Origin of the sequence: Nocardia nepalensis (assembly GCF_048910785.1) — a bacterium.
Taxonomy (GTDB): Bacteria; Actinomycetota; Actinomycetes; order Mycobacteriales; family Mycobacteriaceae; genus Nocardia; species Nocardia nepalensis.
On the sequence record NZ_JBKBET010000036.1, the window covers coordinates 402,716 to 422,900 of the forward strand.

15 protein-coding genes are annotated in these 20,185 nt (G+C 66.6%); all 15 read right to left on the reverse strand.

Translation table 11 applies throughout. From position 1 onward, the window contains the following. Positions 1-69: 69 nt before the first annotated feature. A complete protein-coding gene (locus ACHQ4I_RS31520) occupies positions 70-411 on the reverse strand; it encodes a helix-turn-helix domain-containing protein (protein ID WP_420775520.1) in 342 nt (113 codons plus the stop codon). A gap of 23 nt (positions 412-434) precedes the next feature. Next, the gene (gene eccE, locus ACHQ4I_RS31525; RefSeq protein WP_420775521.1) at positions 435-2,165 is read right to left on the reverse strand and encodes a type VII secretion protein EccE; all 1,731 of its coding nucleotides are present in this window, start codon (positions 2,163-2,165) and stop codon (positions 435-437) included. Next, positions 2,162-3,517 (reverse strand): type VII secretion-associated serine protease mycosin, encoded by a 1,356-nt coding sequence (gene mycP, locus ACHQ4I_RS31530; RefSeq protein ID WP_420775522.1) that lies wholly within the window; start codon positions 3,515-3,517, stop codon positions 2,162-2,164. The genes eccE and mycP overlap by 4 nt, the downstream gene beginning before the upstream one ends. Continuing rightward, a complete protein-coding gene (gene eccD, locus ACHQ4I_RS31535) occupies positions 3,517-5,049 on the reverse strand; it encodes a type VII secretion integral membrane protein EccD (protein ID WP_420775523.1) in 1,533 nt (510 codons plus the stop codon). The genes mycP and eccD overlap by 1 nt, the downstream gene beginning before the upstream one ends. Beyond that, a complete protein-coding gene (locus ACHQ4I_RS31540; RefSeq protein WP_420775524.1) occupies positions 5,046-6,665 on the reverse strand; it encodes a CpaE/TadZ family protein in 1,620 nt (539 codons plus the stop codon). The genes eccD and ACHQ4I_RS31540 overlap by 4 nt, the downstream gene beginning before the upstream one ends. Before the next feature lie 69 nt (positions 6,666-6,734). Then, entirely contained in the window at positions 6,735-7,565 is an 831-nt protein-coding gene (locus tag ACHQ4I_RS31545; RefSeq protein ID WP_420775525.1) for an ESX secretion-associated protein EspG, read from the reverse strand. A 9-nt stretch (positions 7,566-7,574) separates the two neighbouring features. Further along, a complete protein-coding gene (locus tag ACHQ4I_RS31550; RefSeq protein WP_420775526.1) occupies positions 7,575-7,886 on the reverse strand; it encodes a hypothetical protein in 312 nt (103 codons plus the stop codon). Positions 7,887-7,919: 33 nt separating this feature from the next. Then, a complete protein-coding gene (locus ACHQ4I_RS31555) occupies positions 7,920-8,327 on the reverse strand; it encodes a WXG100 family type VII secretion target (RefSeq protein ID WP_420775527.1) in 408 nt (135 codons plus the stop codon). Between the two features lie 40 nt (positions 8,328-8,367). Continuing rightward, on the reverse strand, positions 8,368-9,702 hold the full coding sequence (locus tag ACHQ4I_RS31560; RefSeq protein ID WP_420775528.1) for a PPE domain-containing protein: 1,335 nt from the start codon (positions 9,700-9,702) through the stop codon (positions 8,368-8,370). Positions 9,703-9,732: 30 nt separating this feature from the next. Continuing rightward, positions 9,733-10,059, reverse strand: coding sequence for a hypothetical protein (locus ACHQ4I_RS31565; RefSeq protein WP_420775529.1), 327 nt, complete (start codon positions 10,057-10,059; stop codon positions 9,733-9,735). A gap of 162 nt (positions 10,060-10,221) precedes the next feature. Then, positions 10,222-14,232: a type VII secretion protein EccCa gene (gene eccCa, locus ACHQ4I_RS31570; protein WP_420775530.1), complete on the reverse strand. Its 4,011-nt coding sequence runs from the start codon at positions 14,230-14,232 to the stop codon at positions 10,222-10,224. After that, positions 14,229-15,767: a type VII secretion protein EccB gene (gene eccB, locus ACHQ4I_RS31575; RefSeq protein ID WP_420775531.1), complete on the reverse strand. Its 1,539-nt coding sequence runs from the start codon at positions 15,765-15,767 to the stop codon at positions 14,229-14,231. Before eccB ends, eccCa begins: the two co-directional genes overlap by 4 nt. Before the next feature lie 19 nt (positions 15,768-15,786). After that, on the reverse strand, positions 15,787-17,547 hold the full coding sequence (gene eccA, locus ACHQ4I_RS31580; protein WP_420775532.1) for a type VII secretion AAA-ATPase EccA: 1,761 nt from the start codon (positions 17,545-17,547) through the stop codon (positions 15,787-15,789). 428 nt (positions 17,548-17,975) lie between these two features. Next, complete coding sequence (locus ACHQ4I_RS31585; protein ID WP_420775533.1) at positions 17,976-18,869, reverse strand: hypothetical protein; 894 nt, start codon at positions 18,867-18,869, stop codon at positions 17,976-17,978. Then, on the reverse strand, positions 18,869-19,816 hold the full coding sequence (locus ACHQ4I_RS31590; RefSeq protein ID WP_420775534.1) for a C40 family peptidase: 948 nt from the start codon (positions 19,814-19,816) through the stop codon (positions 18,869-18,871). The genes ACHQ4I_RS31585 and ACHQ4I_RS31590 overlap by 1 nt, the downstream gene beginning before the upstream one ends. Positions 19,817-20,185 lie beyond the last annotated feature (369 nt).

Sequence of the window (20,185 nt, forward strand, 5' to 3'; positions counted from 1 at the left end):
AATCCGGATGTTATCCGCCAGCCGGACGCCGACCGGGTCGGCATTATTCCCGCTGGCGGGAACAGTCGGTCAGGACTTCTTGTCTGCGGTGACGAAATGCTCAGGGGGAACATCGAATACGCGCGCCAATGCGATGATCAGATCGAGCCGCGGCACGGCATCACCGTGGATGAGCCGGTACAGACCCGACTGGGAGACCGGCACATCCGGGTACGCCTGTTCCAGATGCTGCGCCAACGAATACAGCGTCAGCGAGCGCGTAGAGCCGTCTTCGGTCGACACCACCGACTCCGCTATCAACTCCGAGAGTCGACTCGAGAAAATGGCCACAGCAGCCTGCCTCGGGGTGAGCGCCTCCCCGTTGTGCTGATGTAGAAATTCGCCGTCATCCGGCTGGGAGTCCACAACCACGCTGATAGACACTACCGTCCCCCTCAGCTCGAGCGATGGCCATTGGGTTGCGGTGCGGCCGGAGTCACCGCGCCACCACCGCCCGCAGTGATTGCGGGCTGTTGGGTGGCGGAGTCGAAATACCGGGTCTCACCCCGTGGCTCGATCAGATCGACCCGGACCGTGCGCATCGGAATGCTGACATCCACCGCGGTCGCGCTGACCTGATCGATCGCCAGATCGACCGACCGCCGCCGCGGACCACCCGGCTCGCTGATGGTGACGGTGGTGTGCGCGTTCGAGGCTCGGGGCGGCAGGTTGTCGAAGACCGTGATCGTCGCCGACGACGGCGCCGGGCTCGCTTGTCCATCGCCGTCCTCGCCCGCCGCGTTCTCCGGCGCGAGGCGTAGTGATTCCGGATCGCCGACCGCGGCGACAAGCTGCCACCAGCGGTGCGGGCGCACCGAATGGACCTCGACATCGGCACCGACGACCATGGCGCGCAGCACGATCTGCTGGGCCACCGGCAAATCGGCGTGCACGTCGATGGTGCGCCGCCGCGGATTGAAGCGGGCCGGATCGAACAGCGGCAGCGCCAGGGTGTGGCGCGGCTGCCCGCTGATGGAACCGAGAATCTGTCCATTGGGACCGATCGCGATGGTCAGATCCGCGACGAGCTCGTCCGGAGCGATATCGGCGCCCGATTCGTCGACGGGCACGGCGCGGATCGATGTTCCGGTGGGCAGCGAGGCCAGCATTGCCGTGGCCTGCTGGCCGGTCAGCGGGCGCAGATATTCCGGTGGCGAGTCCGTCACCGGCGGGCCGATATAGCGTGCGATCGCGCGCGGTCCGGTCCCGGCATCGGTGAGGCTGACCACCAGCGTGGTGCGGCCGCGGTTCCAGGCCCAGCAGTCGTCCAGCCCCACGCCGTCGAGCCTGGTCCAGTCGATCAGGAAGCTGGTCACGCAGCGGCCGGGCACCGAGGATTCCAGGCAGGTCCAGGTCTCGCGCAGATCGGAGAGTTCGACTCCGGCGTGCAGCACCCTGGTCGCCTCGACGAGCGCCGTGGCGGGCAGTGCGTGCGCGGCGATACCGCGTTCGCGCAACCGGCCCGCGATGCGATGCGCCGCGCTCGCCAATGCCTTGGGCGCCACCTCGGCGCACGGGCCGCGGTGGCGCAGCAGCTCCAGGTTCCGTTCCATATCCAGCCGGACGACCAACCAGGTCAGGCGGTGCCCGACCACCGGATGCGAACCGATCAGCTGGTCGTAGAGCATGCTGTAGTTACCGGTCGAGCGCACGCGCTGGCCGGTGGTCACGATGTCGATATCGACCGCGAGGCCGTACTGGTCCAGCAGATCGCGCAACGCGTCGACCGGCACGGTGTCCTCGGTGTAGATGGACTTCTCCGCGATGACCGTCGGCAGATCGAGGTTCGGGGCGAGTTGGATCATCGCGGTGAGCCACGTGCCGTCGGCGCGGATGCCGCAGACACCCGCGGCGACCTGCACATCCTCCAACTCCACCGGACCAGCCAGCGCCCGGACACGGGCGGCCCTGCCGAATCGGTATTCGGCCCAGTCGAGCAGCCACCGGACGGTGGTCCGATCGTTGACCTGCACCGCCACCGACACCAGCAGCACCGTGACCACCGCGGCGCTCGCCCAGATCGGTGTGTGCACGGACAACCCGGTGACCACCAGGCTGCCGCCGATCACGGCGACGGCGAACGGACCACGTTCGACACCGCCGACCCGAATGCTGGGAAGGCTCACCGCCGCCTCCGGCCCGCGCTGGCCACGTAGCTCGCGCCGAGGCCGAGCACGATGGCGGCCAGGATGACCGCCGCCGCCGTGAACATCGGACGCGTGTCCTTCGCACGCGGCGCCGGTGGCATCGTCAGCACCGAGGACCGGTAGAGACCGGCGGGCGGCTGCGGCGGCGTGCGATAGCTCAGCGCGGCGACCGGATCGATGATGCCCGCGCCGACGACGTTATCGATACCGCGCGCCGGGTGGTGGGCACTGGCCTGCAAGCGCGACATGATCTCGCCCGGAGTTTCATTCGGGAACCTCGACCGCACCAGCGCCGCTACCCCACTGACATAGGCGGCCGCGAAGGACGCGCCGCCGACCGGCACCAGCTTGTTGGGTTCGCCGACACCGTTGATCAGCCCACTGCCGCCGGGGCCCAGCGATTCGATCGCGGTACCCGGCGCGGCGACCGAAACCCACGGGCCGGTCAGCGAATCCTGCATCAACGCACCGGTCGCGGTGGTGAAACCGACGGTCAGCACATCCGAACCGAACCAGCCCGGTGTGGATACGGTCTTGACGTCACGCCAGTTCCGCGGATCCTCGGGGCGGGTCAGATCGATCTCCGGATTCTGTTCACAGTTCATGGCGGTGGCGTTCCCGGCTCCTGCGACGATCAGCGAACCACGCACATGTACGGCATAGCCGATGGCCGCCGACAACAGCGACTGATCCACCGGAGATCCGACCTTCACACAGATCGGCAAGGCCACCGTGATCACCCCGGCGCCCTGGTTGGCCGCGTGCACGATCGCCCGCGCCATCGCCCGGATGTCCAAGGCGATTTGATCCGGCGCGTCATTACTCGGCTTATCGAGGTTGAACGCGCCCGAGCGGATGCGAATGGAGATGATCTTGGCGTCCGGAGCGACACCGGCGAATCCGTCGGTGGGTTCGGATGTGGCGCCGATGATTCCGGCCACCAGGGTGCCGTGGGCATCACAGTCGGACAGGCCGTCGCCGCCCGCGGCGACATAGTCGCCGCCGCCGACCAGACCGGGCAGCCGGGAACTCGGCGTCACCCCGGTATCGAGGATCGCGACGGTCACGCCCGTGCCGCGGCTCAATGCCCGCGCACGCGGCAGATCGAGCGTCAGTTCCGGGGGCGGGACCCGCGAGAGATCGCTGTCCTTCAGCACACCGGCCGCTAGACAGCCCTTGTCCTGTTTCGTCGGAAGTTCGGGACCGGGCGCCTCATCCGGCAGCGTGAAGCCGACGATCACCTGCGGCGGCTCCACCGCCGATGCCGGTGCGCCACAGGCGATCAGCGTGATGCCGAGCACCACCGCGATCGCGGTTGTGCGGATTCGCATCAGATCGCCCGCATCGCGGTGTAGATGCCCATGATCCAGCAGGAGATGATCGGAATCACGAGAATGAGCGCGTATTCGATGAGATCGATGATCCGACGGGTCACCGGCGAGAGGCGCCGACCCGGCAACTGCACGGCCGCAACACATCCCGCGAGCGCGGCCACGGTGACCGCCAGCACGACCACGAGATGGGCGGGCGCGCTGTTGTAGGCGTTGATCAGGACGAAACCGACGCCGACCACAATCGCGCAGGCCGCGGTGATCAGGGCGATCGCCTGCACGCGGTCCGGGAACCAGCGCGAACGCATCGCGAGCAGACCCGCCACGGCCACCGCGAGCACGATCTCGCGGATGCCACCCGGACTGGACGCGATCGATATGACCGCGGCCACCGACAGCAGCACCGAGGTCGCCGCCATGAGCCCGCGCAGACTCGTCACCGCCAGCCTGGCCCGTCCCTCGATCCCGACGCCGGCCTGTTCCCTGCGCCGTTCGGTGTCCTCGGCGGAATCCAGATCGGCGTCGTCGCGCGCGGATTCGGCGTCGAAGATATCGGTCAGGGTGGCCGGTGCGACCTCATTGCCGGGGTCGGGCAGATCCGGCGGCCGGATCCGGGCGATCACCACGGCCATGCGCGGCGCCGAGGTCAGCAGGATCAGTCCGACCAACACCGCGCCACCGGCGACCTGATGCACCGAAAGATCAAGGTAGGTAAGGGGAATCGCGGCAGTCGCCGATGTCGCGCCCAGGACCGTCACCGCCATCAGGGTGGCGATCCCCAGCCTCGTCATGCGCATGATGGCCGCCGCGGCGACGGCGGCGACGACCGATCCGGCGGCCAGGTTGGCCGCTTCGAACGGCCCGGGTTCACCGTAGGCGGGCGGCACCAACATCGCACCGCCCGCGAACAACAGGGGAATCGCCGACAGCGCCAACCCGAGACTGATCCGCGGCGTGAACTCGCGTCGCCGCGCCTGCACCGCGCCACCCCAGCACACCGCGCCGAGCAGCAAGGCCGGCAGCGCGTACCACCAGACCGACCCGGTCTCGGTCCACGCCCACGACAACATCCCCGCGATCGCGACCGCACCGGCCCCGAGCGCGGCCAGACCGACGACCGCCGCGGTGTCGGAATCGAATTCGGCGAACTCGCGCTGATTGATCAGGGCCAGCGCATCGGTGATGTCCTCGACGACCGGTGTGAACACCTCCGCCGATTCGACCGCGGCCAACATCAGCACCGTGCCGTCGACAATGTCGTGATCGGCGAGACTGCGCCAGCGTGGCATCGGCGCTTCACCGGGCCGCGCCAGGCTCCACTGGCCCGTCGGCGGGGTGAAGTCGACGGTCTCGTCATCGATCGCCTTGGCCAGCACGACCAGCAGATCATCGATGAAGGTCTCGATGGTGAACTTGGTCGGCACCACCACATCGACCTGGTAGCTGGACACCATGACCGCCATCCGGGCGCGCGCCACCTCGGCGGATGCCGCGGGCACAGCCCCGGGCGGTGTGGCAACGGCAGTGCTCATCGCCACCCTCCGGCGGTCCGGCCGCCACCGGCGCCACCCAGATAGTTCGGGAAGCCGTCCGCGAGTCCGGCCGCGAGTTCTTCGAAGGCGAGCAAGGTTTCCTTTTCCAGCAGGCGCAGATCGATTTCGCCGCCCTCGGCCAGATGGACGTCGTAGGGCAGGATGCAGGTCGGGCGCTGTCCGGTCGCGAACAGCTTCTCGATCGCCGAGACATCGACGACCGGCTTGGTCGGCTGCTGATGCACGATCGAGACGACCGATTTGGCGATCAAATGCTGCATACCGTGTGAACTCAGCCAATTCAGCGTGGCCACAGCGCCTTTGACACCGCCGACGGTAGCCGGGGTGACCACCACGACGGCATCGCTGGTCTGCAGCACGCTCAGCGTCACCGAATCCAGCACGCCCGTACCACAGTCGACGACGAGCAGATTGAAATGGCGGCGCAAAACCTCGACGGCCGTGGCATATTCGCGACCCGAGAGCGCCTCGCTGGCCTCTATGGTCCACGGCGAGGCGATGACGGCCAGATCGGCCGAGTTGATCGACATGAACGACTGCACCGTCGAGAAGGCCTCCAGATTCGACGCCTGCGCCAGGTCGCGCAGGGTCAGACCATACGGGTGCGGTGCGGTGCGGGTGGGGAGATCTCCGAAATCCGGATTCGCGTCGACGGCGACGACCCGGTCCGGACGCAGTGCCGCGAAGGTCGAACCGAGGGTCGCGGCGGTGGTGGTGCGGCCGACGCCGCCCTTCACGCTGATCACCGCGATCTGGTAGGTCGTATTGAGCTGGCGGCGAATTCGGGCGCGGCGATCTTCGGTGCGCTGTTCGGCGGGCGAGAGGCCGAGCTTGAATCCCACCTTGTTCAGCGCGCCGCGCACCCCGGAACTGGACTGCAACCTGGCCCGATTCGCCGCGGCGATATCGGCCAACAGGTCCATCGAGGTCAGTGCGGCCGGCAGCACCTCGACCCGCGGCGCGGATTCGATCGCGCTGCGGTCGATCCGCTCGGGCACCCAGTTCGTCGCCGCGGTCGATGGCGGCGCGGCGGTCGGTTGCCATGGCACGGCGGTGTTCTCGGTGTAGTGCGTGGTTGTGGTGCTGGATCCCAGTGCGGTGTTGGAACCCGTCTCGGTGCCGGATCCCGCGGTAGAGGCGGTCGGACCCGTTGTGGTGCTGGGACTACTGGTAGCGCTGGGGCCGGTCGTGGTGATCCGCGCCGTCGCGGGCTCCGATTGCGCAGGAGGTGCCCATGATTCCGCGGCAGGGGGCAGCGCGATGGAATTCTCCTGCGGCGCGCCCACATTCGCGGTCGCCGGATTGGACGCGGTCGGATTCGAGGCGGAGCCGGGCAGCGATGGGTTCGATTCGATGCCCGCGGGTGAGCTCGTCGATTCGGCCGGACCGTCCTGGCCCGCCGGGACCTGCGGCCGCGACTGGTCGGGCGCCCCGATCACCGGTTCGCGGTAGGCCTGGTACGGACGCGCCGGAACGCCGCCGGTCGACGGTGCACTCGCGTCCTCCGGTGCGGCCTGCGTGAAGAAGGCGTCGTACCCGCCCTTGCTCCGGACGGACTCGGCCGGATGACCATTCGTACTCGGCGCTCGGCTCATATCTGTCGTCCTCTCGAAAAACCCAGTCCTATCGGCAGCCGTCGCGCCTCAACAATTCCGGCGCAACAGTCAACCAACTCGACTGGTGTCGAACCAACTTCGGCCCGGCAACAGTTCGACCAGCGCTGCGATGCCCGCATGCAGGGTGGAGTCGTCACCGGGTGCGTAGGTCGATCGGACTTCCCCGTCCATCGCCACACTCGGCGTCACGATGACCCGTCCCGAGAGGGTGTCGAGCACACTCACGCAGAACTTCGGCCGCTGTTCGCTACCGTCCTGGTGTTCGATCACCACGATCTCCGCTCGCCGCACGGTCTCGTCGAGCACCCGGCTCAGCACGGCCGCGGTATGCGGTTGCGCACCCAACTCCATCAGCGCCTGCCGACAGTCGTCCTGTCCGGCGGGCACCTCGGCCAATTCCGCCCGCGCCACGGTAATCGGCTCGAAACGCAGTGCCGGACAAGGGCCCAACGCGGCGGCCAAAGCGGCGCAGACGGTGTCGAGTTGGCGTCCCTGCTGGAATACCGGCTGAATGACGACTTCATCGTCATGGCGCAGCGCAAGAACATGCGTTTCACCATGCCGAACCAGTGACATCCGCAGCATGCCCTCCGGTTCGCCATCCAGTCCCGTACTGAACACTCGCGCAACCAGTTCCACATCCGGGCGGTAGAGGCACTGCAGCCAATCCTCGACTACCGGGTGTATGCGATCGCCGTCGATGATGCCCACTTCGGTGAGCTCCTTCGCGACGACCGCGCGCACCCGTTTCAGGTCATCGAGGTGGTAGACATTCGGCAGCAATGCCAATACCGGCGGATAGGAGTCGATGCCCGCCATGTCTTGCAACAACAGCGCGGCATCGACATTCAGGTCGATCGCGATCGGATCGGTCTCCACTGCCTACCGTTACGCCTTGATCGCGCCGAACCGGTTTCCCTGGATGATATCGATCTGATTCATCGTTCCGCCACTGTTCATGTGCTCGGACATTTTGGCATTCAGCGCCTTGACCGAGCCGTCGTAGGCGGTGATCTTGCTGTCGAACGTACCCATGATCGACTCGTATCCCTCTGCTGCCGAGCCCTTGAATTCCTGCATGAGCAGGTTGTAGAGCGAGCGCAGGTTTTCCGAGTTCTTCTGCATCGCGGCAGCAAGGGATCCGATGTTACCGGTGGCCGCCTCTGCGGCGCTGTAATTGAAGTGAATCGGCTGGGACATTGTAATAGCCTTTCTCGAGCCTAGTTTATTTACTCAGTGCCACGTGTTGAAATCGACCTTCGATGCTCCGGAGTTATAAGCCGCCTGACCCGTCGCGCCCAGGAAGTTGTGGTCGCCACCCGCACTCACGAAGCCGTCGGCATTGCCGCTGTGGGTGACCTGCTGTGCCGCGTCCAAGTCGTGGGCATCGATCTTGACATGGGCATCGTTCAAGGCATCGATGATCTCCTGCAGCGTGCCACCCAGAGATTTGCCCGCGTTGTACGCGTCGGACAGCGCCTTCTGGGCCGCGTGACCGGTGGCACCCTTGACCGCCGCGGCCAGCTCGTCCTGCGCACTCCACATACCGTTCAGGCACCCCTCGAGTTCACCGAGGCAGGCGGCCGAGTTGGCGGCTCCCGTCTTCAACTTGTCAGGGTCGATATGTGTGAAAGTAGCCATTGTTGTTCCTCTCCATCAACTGGAATTCAACCTCGGCGATTTACCGTGGAAGAAGTGGGGAATTCGATTCCGAAACGTCCTCGGCACGTTCGATGACGCCGACCAGAACTTCTTGTTCGATGACGGGTTCGGCCGGGCGATCGTCGTATTCGATGACACCGATGACCGGAGGCTTCTCCAATACCGGGACTTCCAATTGCTCACCTGGCACGAATACCTTGCCCGGCTTGCGTTCCTCGTCACGGCGACGCCGACGCATGCGAGCATTGGCCGCGACCACCCGGCGCGGCGGGCCGCCACGGGTCGCGGGTCCGGTCGCCACCGGATTCGACGCGGGGCCGTAGGTGGCGCCCGCCCCGCGCAGCCAGCTCGATGGCATCCGAAAGCCGGTCGAGGAACCCGGCATCGAGCCGAGACCGCCGCGCGCCATGCCGAGCGCGACGGCACTGCCGACACCGCCGTTGAGGCCCGCCAAAGTCGGGGAATCCGTTGAGGTTCCGTATAAGCCCTGGTCCATCGACGGATTGCCGGAACCGTCCAGGGCCGGATTCCCGGCCGCATCGTTCAGCGGCGACAATGGCTGATCCGCGTTCGCGGGTGGCTGAGCGGCGTCGCCCGGCGGTTGGGTCGGATCGGTCGGGGGCTGACCGGGGTCGGTGGGGTTCCCGTTGCCGGGGTCGGTACCCGGATCGTTGACATTGTTGGCGCCGGGATCGGTGTTGGTCGGAGTGGTGGTGTTGGGGGTCGTGGTATTCGGGTGTCCCCCAACGATTTCGGGATTGGTGTTCGACACCGGCGCGTCGCCCTGGAGAAAAGGTGAGATATCCCCGCCGTTGGTCACGATGGGCGGCGGCGGGGTAATCGGTGGCGGCAGTGTGGCCAGGGTCGGGATCAGCGCGGCGGCGTAGCCGACCATCACGGCGGTGGCCTCGAACTTGATCTCCAGATACTCCATCTCGGCGATCAGAGCTGCTGGCCAGGCGGGAGTTCCGATCGTCAGCGCGGAGGCCGCCTGCCGGGCATAGAATTCCGCGAGGTGCGCGGCTACGACCTCCATGGCCGATTGCGCTCCGGTGTAGATGGCCAGTGCGTCGTCCGCCACCTGCGCGGTCCGCAGGGCCACGACGGCCTGATCACGAAGTGAGTTCGCATGGTTGCGGAATGCGGCCTGCGCCTGGTCGGACGATAGCCCGCGGTAGGTTTCCCCCATTTCGGTCATCGAACCGTCGGTGTCGGCGGCGGCGGCATCCAATTGCGCGGCCATGAGCCGGTAGGCGTCCGAGGTCGCCTGCAATGAGAAGATGCCCGGACCGCCCAGCAATTGCCCGATAATCTCCTCGGGTGTCTGCGCGATGAATATGAAAGGCAGCGCCATGTCATCAGCCTTTGCTCGGACCTTCGCGGACTACTCGACGAATGCCATCAATGGCGATCCTTCGATGATGACCTCGGTGCCGTCGAGGACATCCATGACGGAGTAGGCGGTACCGACCTCGGGCAGCGCGCACGCACCGTCGGTGCCCTGCGTCGCGAGGCATTCCGTGCTCGGGAAGAACAACGATGCCTGCACGCCGAAGCATTCGGGGATGAGCGCGCTTATGTCATCCAATCCCGGCGGAGCCGGGCAGGCGGCGGGCAGATTCTGACCGATCATCGTCATCAGGTCACCCGAGCTGATGCCGAGTCGGGCAGCGATGACCGGGAGATGCTCCGGAACAATGTCGAGGTTCATGGAAGTCTCCTAACGACTGGTGCCGCCTGTGGGTCAGCGGTACAGCAAGAACACTCTGTCAAAGAGAACGCTAGGTCATTCCCAATCATGGGGATACCAGTCGATCGAAGCCCGAAAGTACCTGTACCCACATGCGATCTCACTTAATCCTTCGGCCGTAACTTATTCTTCCGGCGGCGTCCAGGCCGACTGCACGAGATCCTTGCGCGAGTGCAACGGCTCGACGAATATCCCCCGGCCCACCGGCTGTTTCATCGGCTTCACATCGCCGATGAGGATTCCGTCGAGCTTCGAGCCGTCCATGATGATGCCGGAAGAGTTGAGGTTCTTGATCTGGCCGAGCACGTTGTCGTACATCGCGGTATCGGCCTGGGCGATATTGCGCGCCACGATGACGTGCAGACCGGTGTCGCGGCCGTCGATGATGATGTCCTTCAACGGTTCCAGCGGATTGCGCAGACCGCGCTGGGCGACCATGTGGTAGTCATCGATCACCACGAAGATCTCCGGGCCGGTCCACCACGAGCGCTCCTTGAGCTGCTGTGAGGTGACGCCGTCCGGTGGGCGGCGGCCGCGCATCTTCTCCGCGAAGGGCGGCAGTCCGTCGAGTAGATCGCGCTCACTGGTCAGGTAGCCGATCGACTGCTCTTCCGGAATGGCGTCCATATGCTGGCGGCGGTAGTCGATCAACAGCACCCTGGCCTGATCCCTGGTGAACTGGGTGCGGATCGATTCCAGCAGCGCCCCGAGCAGCGTCGACTTACCCGAGCCGGATGAGCCGAGCACGATCAGATGCGTCGAAACACCGAAATCGACCGCGGCCGGTTGCAAATCGGATTCGCGGATACCGAACGGCACCACCATCCGCTGCGCCGGGGTCGCCGGTTGCGGTCGGCCAGCGAGGATTTCGCCGAGGGTGATCTGGGCGGGCAGCAGCTTCACCTCGGGCGCCCTGCGGCCCTGGTAGGTCTGGTGCAGTTGGTTGATCGCGGCCGTCAGACCCGCGCCGGCCGATTCCGCCTCGCCCCTACCATCGGTGCGCGGCAGTGCGGTCAACATGTGCAGCGCGTCATTGGAGATGCAGCGGCCGGGTCGATCCGGCGGAATGGCCGCGACCACATTGCGCTGGCCGAGGAAGACGGTATCGGTCAAATCACCGAGGCGCATTTCCAAGCGGGTCTGCAGCAGATCCTTGATTGCCGGACGGATCGCGGCCCAGCGCGAACTGCTGGCCACCAGGTGGATCCCGTAGTTCAGACCCTGCAGCGCGATCGATTCCATTACCGGCAGGTACTCGTCGAAATACGGTCCGGTGACGGCGAATCCGATATCCCAGCCGTCCACGACGAGGAAGACATCGCCGTTCTCGTCTCCGCGCGCGGTCAACTCCGCGGCCTCACGCGGTGAGCTGCGGCGGCGCCGGAACTCGCGCATGGAGTCGATGCCGAGTTCGGCGAACAGCGCCTGCCGACTCGCGATGAGGTTGGTGACCAGCGCGAAGGTCCGCCGGATCCGATCAACGTCGCGTGCCGAGGCGACCGAGCCGACATGCGGCACATTGCGCAGACCGGACAGACCGCCGGAGAAGTCGAGGCAATAGAACTGCACCTGCTCCGGGGTGTGCGTCAATGCGGCCGACATGACCAACGTCTGCAGTGCGGTCGACTTGCCCGACTGCGGACCACCGACGACGGCGACATGGCCACCCGCGCCGGACAGGTCGACCGACCACACCTCCTGACGCTGCTGACGCGGCTTGTCCACGATCGCCAGCGGCAGGTGCAGCGATCCGGGTGTCACGGCGGACAGCAGTTTGTCCAGGGTGGGCGGCACGGTCAGCGGCGGCAGCCACATCTTATGGGCGGGCGTGCCGAATCCGGCCAGCTGCTGCAGCGCGGTCTCCATCACCGTCACCGGCTCACTGTCCGGGGTTTCCGGTTGCTGCACAACGGGTTCGGGTTCGACGGGCGCGGGCCGCGCCTCCACGATATGCGCCGCGGTGAACTGCTGCGGTGGCCGATAGCTGCCACCGAGCCGCCGGGCCCGCTGCGCGCCCGCCGTCGAGGCCTGCGCGGGCGGGGCGTACGGCGAACCGACATAGGCGGCCTGGAATCGCTGCAGGTCGCCCGAACCGACCCGCAGATAACCCGAACCCGGCTTCTTCGGCAGGTGATAGGCATCCGCGGTGCCGATGGCGTCGCGGGAGTCACTGGTCTGGTTGGTGCGCAATGCGATTCGGTAGGACAGGTGCGCCTCCAGCTCGCCCATCCGGTTGGCGGGCACCTTCTGCGAGGCCAGCAGCAGGTGGATGCGCAGCGAACGGCCCAACCGGCCGATGGCGACGAACAGTTTCGAGAAGTTCGGATGCTGCTCGAGCAGTTCGGCGAATTCGTCGAGGATGATCAGCAGGGTGGGCAGCGGCGCCAGCTGCGCGCCCTGTTCGCGGGCCCGCTCATAGTCCGCGACACTGGCGAAATTGCCCGCATCGCGCAGAATCCGCTGCCGCCTTCCCATTTCGCCATTGATCACGTCTTCCATACGGGTGACGAGATCGGCTTCCTCTTCCATATTGGTGACCACGGCCGTCACATGGTGCAGCCGATCGAATCCGAGGAAGGTCGCGCCGCCCTTGAAGTCGACGAGCAGCAGGTTCAGCACGTCCGGCGAATGTGTCGCCACCGCCGAAAGCACAAGGGTCCGAAGGAATTCCGACTTTCCGGAGCCGGTGGCACCGATGCACATGCCGTGCGGGCCCATACCCTCCTCGGCCGATTCCTTGATATCCAGATGCACCAAGCCACCGGCGGGGTCGTGACCGAACGGAATGTTCAGGCGAGCCCGGTCGCCGTCGCGCCGCCGCGGCCACTGCCGCTCGACCCGGATCGCGCCCGGGTCGGTGATGCCGACCATCTCCTCCCATGAGGTGCCGGTGCTGGCCTGATCGGCGACTACGGCCTCGACCACCGTCGAGAGCCGGTACGGAGAGATGTTGCGAGCCAACGCCGTTGCCGCGGCAACCGACATCGCGTCGGCGACCCCGACCCGCCGCAGTCCGCGCACGGTCACCTCGTGCAGCGCGCGATCGGCGTCGACCACGAACCTGAGCGCCCGGGGCAGGGTCTGGTCGGCCCGGCCCAGGCGCAGCCAGGTGCAGCCGTCGATACCCGAAATATCGCGGTCGGTGGCCGAACCGCCGACATCGACGATCAGCAGATAGTGCTTGCGATCCAATGTGGGTTCGGAATTCGCGGAGAACGGACCGCGGTTCAGTCCGGCGAGGGCCTTGGTCCGCAGCTCGGCGACGCTGCGGTACACCATCCGGCTCGACCCGATCGCGTCGGTGTCACTGGCGTGCTGGGTATGCGGCAGCCATTTCAGCCAAGACCATTGCGGCGCATCGGGATCCGACAGCACCGCCGCGACCGCGATCTGGTCGGGGCCGTGCAGCACGACGACCTCGGCGATCATCGCCCGGATCAGGGCGGCCACCGCGTCGGTGTCCCCATCGATGCCGACCTGCGGCGCCGAGAGCAGATTGATCGCCACCGGCATGCCGCCGACGGTGGAGTAGGCCTTGGCGAACCTGGTCACCTCGACGACGCCGACCGGGTCCAGATCCGAGGTGGGCGCGGCCTCGGGCACGATGACGCGCACCTGGTTGGCGATCCGGCCGCGCCCGACCCGAACCCGCAGGAACTGCGGACTGGCGACCTGGACCTCCCACATGCGCTTGCCACCGATCAACCCGGCGATCTCGTGCGGGCCCGGGTGGGTGTAGCGCAGGAAGCTGTACAGTTCGGCCTCGGCCGCGTGCACGGTCTTGCGGTTGTCGGTGATGCTGCGCAGATAGTCCTTGCGTTCCTCATTGAGGCTCGCGGCGCTCCCGTTCGCATTGCCGCTGAGGGCGCCGCCCATCATGCCGCCCATGGAGACCAGCATCATGATCGGGAACATCAGCGCCATCGGCGACATCTGCCCGCCGCCGCGGAACATCATCACCATCATGCCGGCCATGGCCGAGACCATGACGACCGGCATGATCATCTTGAGCCGGGACGGCGGCACCGGTTTGGGCAGTTCGGTCGGCGGCTGCAGCCGCAGCTCGGTCACCGCGGGCGCCTTCGGACCGCGCACCATCCGCGCGGGCCGCACGAATCGGCGAGTGGCGGTCATGACGTTCCGCCCGGAAGTCCGGCGACGGCCTTATTCGTGGGAATGCCGTCGTGCTGGAGCCGGGCGTCTTGCTGGGACAGCGTCGGGCCGACGGCGAACAGCGACACGATGCTCCACGGCGCGGGGACCGGATTGCGCAATCCCAGCGCGCCCAACGTCCGTTGCGTTTCGGCGGGGTAAGGAGCATCGATGCCATAACGGACGCCACTGTCGGAAACCCAGAACAGCGACTCACGCCGTGGCGATCCCGGATCCTGTCCGGTCACCTGAACGAATCGGCCCGTGGTGCGCGGCAGGTACGCGGCGTCGGCGGTGGTCCCACGCGAGCCGGTGGCGGTAACCAGGAAGACGGTTCGGTTCTGCTCCTCCATCGTCAACGGCAGCTGCCGACCCACGAGCAATTCGATGCGCGCATTCGGATCAGTACCAGTATGCGACCAGTGATAGCAGGTGACGCCGAGCTTCTGCGGATCGACGACATGGACCGGACGGCTCGGATAGGTCGCCGTCCCCGGCCACGCACCCGGGCGCAGATTCGCCGCTATCAGATCGGGCCCGACCGTCCTGGTACCGACCGAACCGTGTGAATCGGCATTGCGGATCATCGCCGCGAGCACCGAATTGATCTGCACGACACCGGATTGCGACACCAGATAGTAGGAGGCGCCGCGGTCGGGCGTCGATATCGTCAGCACCGAGCCGACCGGCACGCTGAGCCCGGAGGAGAACGTCACCAACTCACCCGATCCCGGCACCTCGGGCACCCGCAGCGGCGGCGCCTCGGGGATGGCGCCGATGAAACCCTTGGAGGCCGAGACCACCGTCGAGGTCGGATCGATGCCAAGGGCCAGGATCACCGCCGAATCACGCAGATCTATTGCGGCGCGGACGATTCCCTCCTGCGGATCGGCGTACACCAGCCAGGTGGTGGTGTCGTCGCGCAGCAATCTGGCCTCGTCGGGGCCCAGTCCGCGGATCGCATCGCCGTCGACGGTGAGCGGACCGGCGATCGCTGTGGTCTGCACCGGCGACAACGCGACCGTCGGCAATCCGGTCGTCGGATTGACCGGTGCGGCCGCGCCGATCTTCGCGGTATCGCATACCGTCCAGGACGAATTCCGGTCGCTGGTGTCGACGATCGCTCCGGGCGCGCCGGGGATGCCGACCCACGGACCGCGCGGATATTTCGACAGTTCGTCGCGCGACACCGGCACCGGGTTGTCCGCCGAACCGATGATGAGCCGCGCCGAGGTCAGATTCAGCGCCGGATGCAGCCGACCACCCACACGCACGAACAGCGCACCGGTGTCCTTCTCCGAGACGATCTTCGAATCCCCCACCTTCTTGGCGGGTTTGAAGAACGCCAGCACGGCCGACCCCGCGATCAGCACACAGGCCAGGGCGATACCGATGGTCAGCGCCGTGGAACGCCCGCGCTGCGGATCATCGATCATCGAGGCGTCCCGGCGGACCAGCGCGTGCTCGATGCGGCGCAGCAGAAACCGCCACCCCGATATCTGGTGCTTGGTCACCACCCGGAAGCGCGCCACCGAATCAGCCCGTTGCGGCCGGCGCCAGGCCCGCGAGCGCGGCGGTGATATCGAAGGCGTCGATGGTCATCAACTCCTCGTTGGTCATCGCAAGCAGATCCGCGTTATCCCTGGTGAAGCGGTAGTCCCGCTCGGCCTCGGCGGCCTCGACCACATTGCGCACGAAGCGGCCGTTACCCGCCAAATCGATCAGCCGACGGCCGTTGCGGGTCTGTTCGGCCAGATTTTCGCAGCGGTCCCGCAGCACCTCGCGGGCCTGTTCGGACAGGATCGAATCCTTTTTGCGGGCAATGTAATCGGCGATGCGCACCAACTCCTCCGCGTTATAGCTGGAGAAGCGGATCCGCTTGGTGAAGCGGGAGGCCAGGCCGTCGTTGGAGGCCAGGAATCGGTCGATCTGATCCTCGTATCCGGCGATGATCACGACCAGTTTGTCGCGATCGTTCTCCATGCGGGCCAGCAGGGTGTCGACGGCCTCCTTGCCGAACGCGTCACCGCCGGACAGACCCTCCTGCACCAGCGTGTACGCCTCGTCGATGAACAGCACACCGCCCAATGCGGAGTCGATCAGCGCGTTCGTCTTCGGTGCGGTATGACCGAGATGGGTGCCGACCATATCGTTGCGGGAAACCTCGATCACTTCGGCATTCTCGACGACACCGAGGCCTGCGAAGATCTTGGCGATCACCCGGGCGATGGTGGTTTTGCCGGTGCCGGGCGGGCCGGAGAAGATCAGGTGCTGGGAGCGCGAATCGACGGCGAGGCCGCGCTTGGCACGCACCTGATCCATCAGCACACCGGACTTGAGCCGGTCGACCTGCTCCTTGACCGAATCCATGCCGATCTGCGTGCGCAGCAGATCCGATGCCTCGGCCAGCAGCGATTCCCGCTGCATCTTCGCGGCCGATGCCGCGACCTCACGCGGATCATCGCCGGACTGCGGATCCCACTGGTTACTCCGCGACGCGATAACCTCGGCGGTGGTGATCTCGAGCCGAAATGACTTGTCCCGCACCGCGCGTTGCCAGTCCGGGCGGTCCGGCCACAGCGCCGAGCCCTGCAGACCCTTGAGGATCTTGTCGGCGGCCTCGTGATCCCCGTCGTGACGAAGCAGCATGCCGAGCAGGTAGTGCGCATCCGCCCAGATGTAGGACAGATTGCCGGACTGACTGTCCTCGACGATGCGCTGCGCACGCGGCAGGGCCTCGCCGAGCCGGCCCAGATGCGCGAGCGACTGCGCGGTCATCAGTTCGGCGGCGATATCGAGCAGACCGTCTTCGAGCGAGGGCTTGGCATTTCGCGCGGCGAGCACGTCGAGCCACTGTTTGGTGCGGAAGAACAACGACATTCGCACGAAGTCGGCGACGTCATCGCGCGGCACCTCGCTGAGAATGGCTGAGGCTTCCTGCCATTCACCGGCGTCGGCATAGGAGCATGCCTGCGCGATGGCGATCTGGTCCCGATCGGCCATGGCCACGCGCAGCCCGTAGATACCGATCTCGACCTGGCACCACAGCGCGCGATCGACCAGTCCGGCCCGTTGCTGATCCCGGTAGAGATTGTGTACCGAACGGTAGGCCCCGTAGATCACCTCGGAGGTGACCTCACCGGCCATGGCCCGGCCCAGCCAGGCGTCGCACATATCCGGATCCAGATCGGTGGCCGCCCGGAAGGCGGCCATCGCTTGCTGTTCGTTACGCACACCCCCGGCGACCAGCGCCAGACTCTGAACACCTGTGTAGAACGCGTCCTCGGCCGCAGACAACTCGGACTTCCCTTCCGACGATCTCGTGGACCGAAGATAGCCATTTCGGGGCTGGTCACGACGGTTGACTATTCCCAACGTTGGGAAGGTCAGGCCGCCCCGCCACCAGGCGTTGTTCGTAATTTAACGGCCCGCTATTGAATGTACCGCCATTTAGCGGTATATTGATTACGGATCGACGGTACCTCATCCCGCCGATCCTGCCCCTCCAGTGGTGACCGGGAGCCGAGATCCGGCAGGCCCGCACCGCATGGCGAGAGGTGGATCGTCAACCCCTACCTCGGCGATCCACCAGCGCGGCGGCCGGCCGACATCCCCACACACCGTCGGCCGCCGCACCCCGCTCCCCTCTTCCGCGACCCGCTGTCGGCCGCGATTGTCTCCCCCGCGCCCGACCGGCCGTCATTTCCGCACCAATCGAGCGAGTGCTATCCCCGGTCGCGACGTCGAACCGTGGGCACCGTCACCGTCGACCCGAATGCCTCCGGTTGCCGGGCGAGCTTCGACCACGGCGTATCCCGCGGCTTGCGCACCGTGGTCGCCCGGCTGTCCAGTGAGCGAAAAGCCTTGGTCGGCAGCACCTTCGGAGCCGCCGCGCGGGCGGTTGAGGCCCGGATAGCACGGGCCCACGGTGTGACGAAGCCCCGAGGCCGGGCCTGCGCGAGCGGCTGTTGCGCGGGCGATCCGGTTCGGGCTTCACGGACCAGGCCGCGGCTGGTCTCGGCCACCTCCTCGGCGAAGCCCGCCGCATGCCGCAGCAGATCCTCGGCCCGACCGTCGCTCACCTTCGTCTCGGAGACGACCCCCGTGAGCATGATGTCGATGCTGTGCCCCAGCGGTTCCAGGGATTTCGCGATCACCTCGGCGACGATATAGCCGACCAGTGCGCGTTCCATATGCAGACACAGTCGGCGCGCCGCGGCGGCTACCGAGGGGCCGACGGTCCCTGCCGCCGGGGTGGCCATGATGGCCGCGTAAGTCGTTGCCAGCGCGGCGAGTTCGGTCAGCACCACGGTCTTGGTCACCGTGATCACATAGGCCACCGCGTCCAATGCCTTCGCCACCACGGTGCACACCCGCTCGAGCTCGGCCATATGCTCGGCGCTCGCACCCGCCCAGGTCGCGACCAGATGCTGGTATTCGGGGACGGGGCCCGCCGCCCTGCCGATGCCGGTCGCGGATGCGGGACCGCCCAGAACATTCGCGGCGAACGCGCGCACCTTGATCGCGAGGCCGCGCACCTGGCCCTCGTCGATCTCCGGATACCGGACACCGCAACATTCGAGGAAGTGGGCGACCTCCGGCGCGAGCTGCGTGGCCATCAGAGCACCCGCACGACCACGGCGTTATCGGACATGCGCGACCACTTCACCGTCGAACCCGAATACGGAGCTTCGATGACCATGCCATTGCCCGCGGCGAGCTGGACGTGTTCGGGGCCGCGCGCACTGAATGAACTTGCCGGAAAAACCAAGTCGCCCGGCCGCACATCCTGCGGAGAAACCCGGACCCCGCTGTAGATCTGCTCGTAGGTGGTCCGGGGCAGCACGACGTGACCGTCGGAAGCCTGTGCGATCGCGTATTGCGTCAGCCCGGAGCAGTCGAAGCCACCGCCGCTCGGTCCACCCGCGCCACCGCCGCCCCAAATGTAGGGCGTGCCGAGCCATGCGCTGGCCGCGCCGACCGCCTTGCTGCCCGCGGTCCCGTCCGAGGGCACCCGTACGCGGCCGCCGTGCGACAGCACCGCGGAGCGCGACCGCGCCCGGCGGCGGCGACGTCGCGATGTCGTGCTCTTGCGACGACTCACCTCCTGCGTTGCGGGCGGTGCGATCTGGGCCGCCCGCTGCCGCGCCGCCGCCATATCGGAATCGACCTGCTTGGTGGCATTGGCGATGGTGGCCCGCGCGGCGTCGAGCAATGCCGGTCCACTGAATCGGGTATCACCAACCGATGCGATCGCCAGTGCGCGGTTTCGGAACTCGGCGATCTGATCGGTCAACCGATTGCGGCCGTTGATCGTGCCGTCACTCGATTCGGCAACCGCCTTGAGCACCACACCATCTCGGCCCGCGTGGGATTCGGTCATCGCCGTCTGCAAGCTGCGCGCATCGGTGTAGCCGACCGCGCCCACGCCGTGGTGCGCCTGGAGTTGGTGCGCGATCGCCTCGACGACGGTCATCGAGCGGCCCGGGTCCGGCTGGCCGTCACCGTAGAGCCCGAGCAGCGATTGCAGGATGCCGTGTAGGTCGTCAGTGAGTGTTGGCGCCATTCCATTCCTTCCCAGTTCTGGGATTCCTACGACTATGCGGCAAGCGCGCGATATCCGGACGATCCGCATTCCCAACGACGGGAAGCCGGGACAATATGAGGAACTTCTAGGGAGGCGGTGTCGACGATATGGCAGAGGATGCGGCGGAAACTGCCATCGGAGGCACCTCGACGCTGGTCTCCGGTTCGATCGCTCCGATGTTTCCGTCGGCCACTTCGCCCTCGCCAGTGCAGCCACCCCCGTCGTCTTCCTCGGCTTCTCCGGTGCAGCCCGCCCCGCCGACCGAGGTCCATCCGACGGACCCGCTCACCCCGGTGCACCCAACACCACCAGGTAACGAGGTCCACCCCACAGACCCCGCGCACCCCA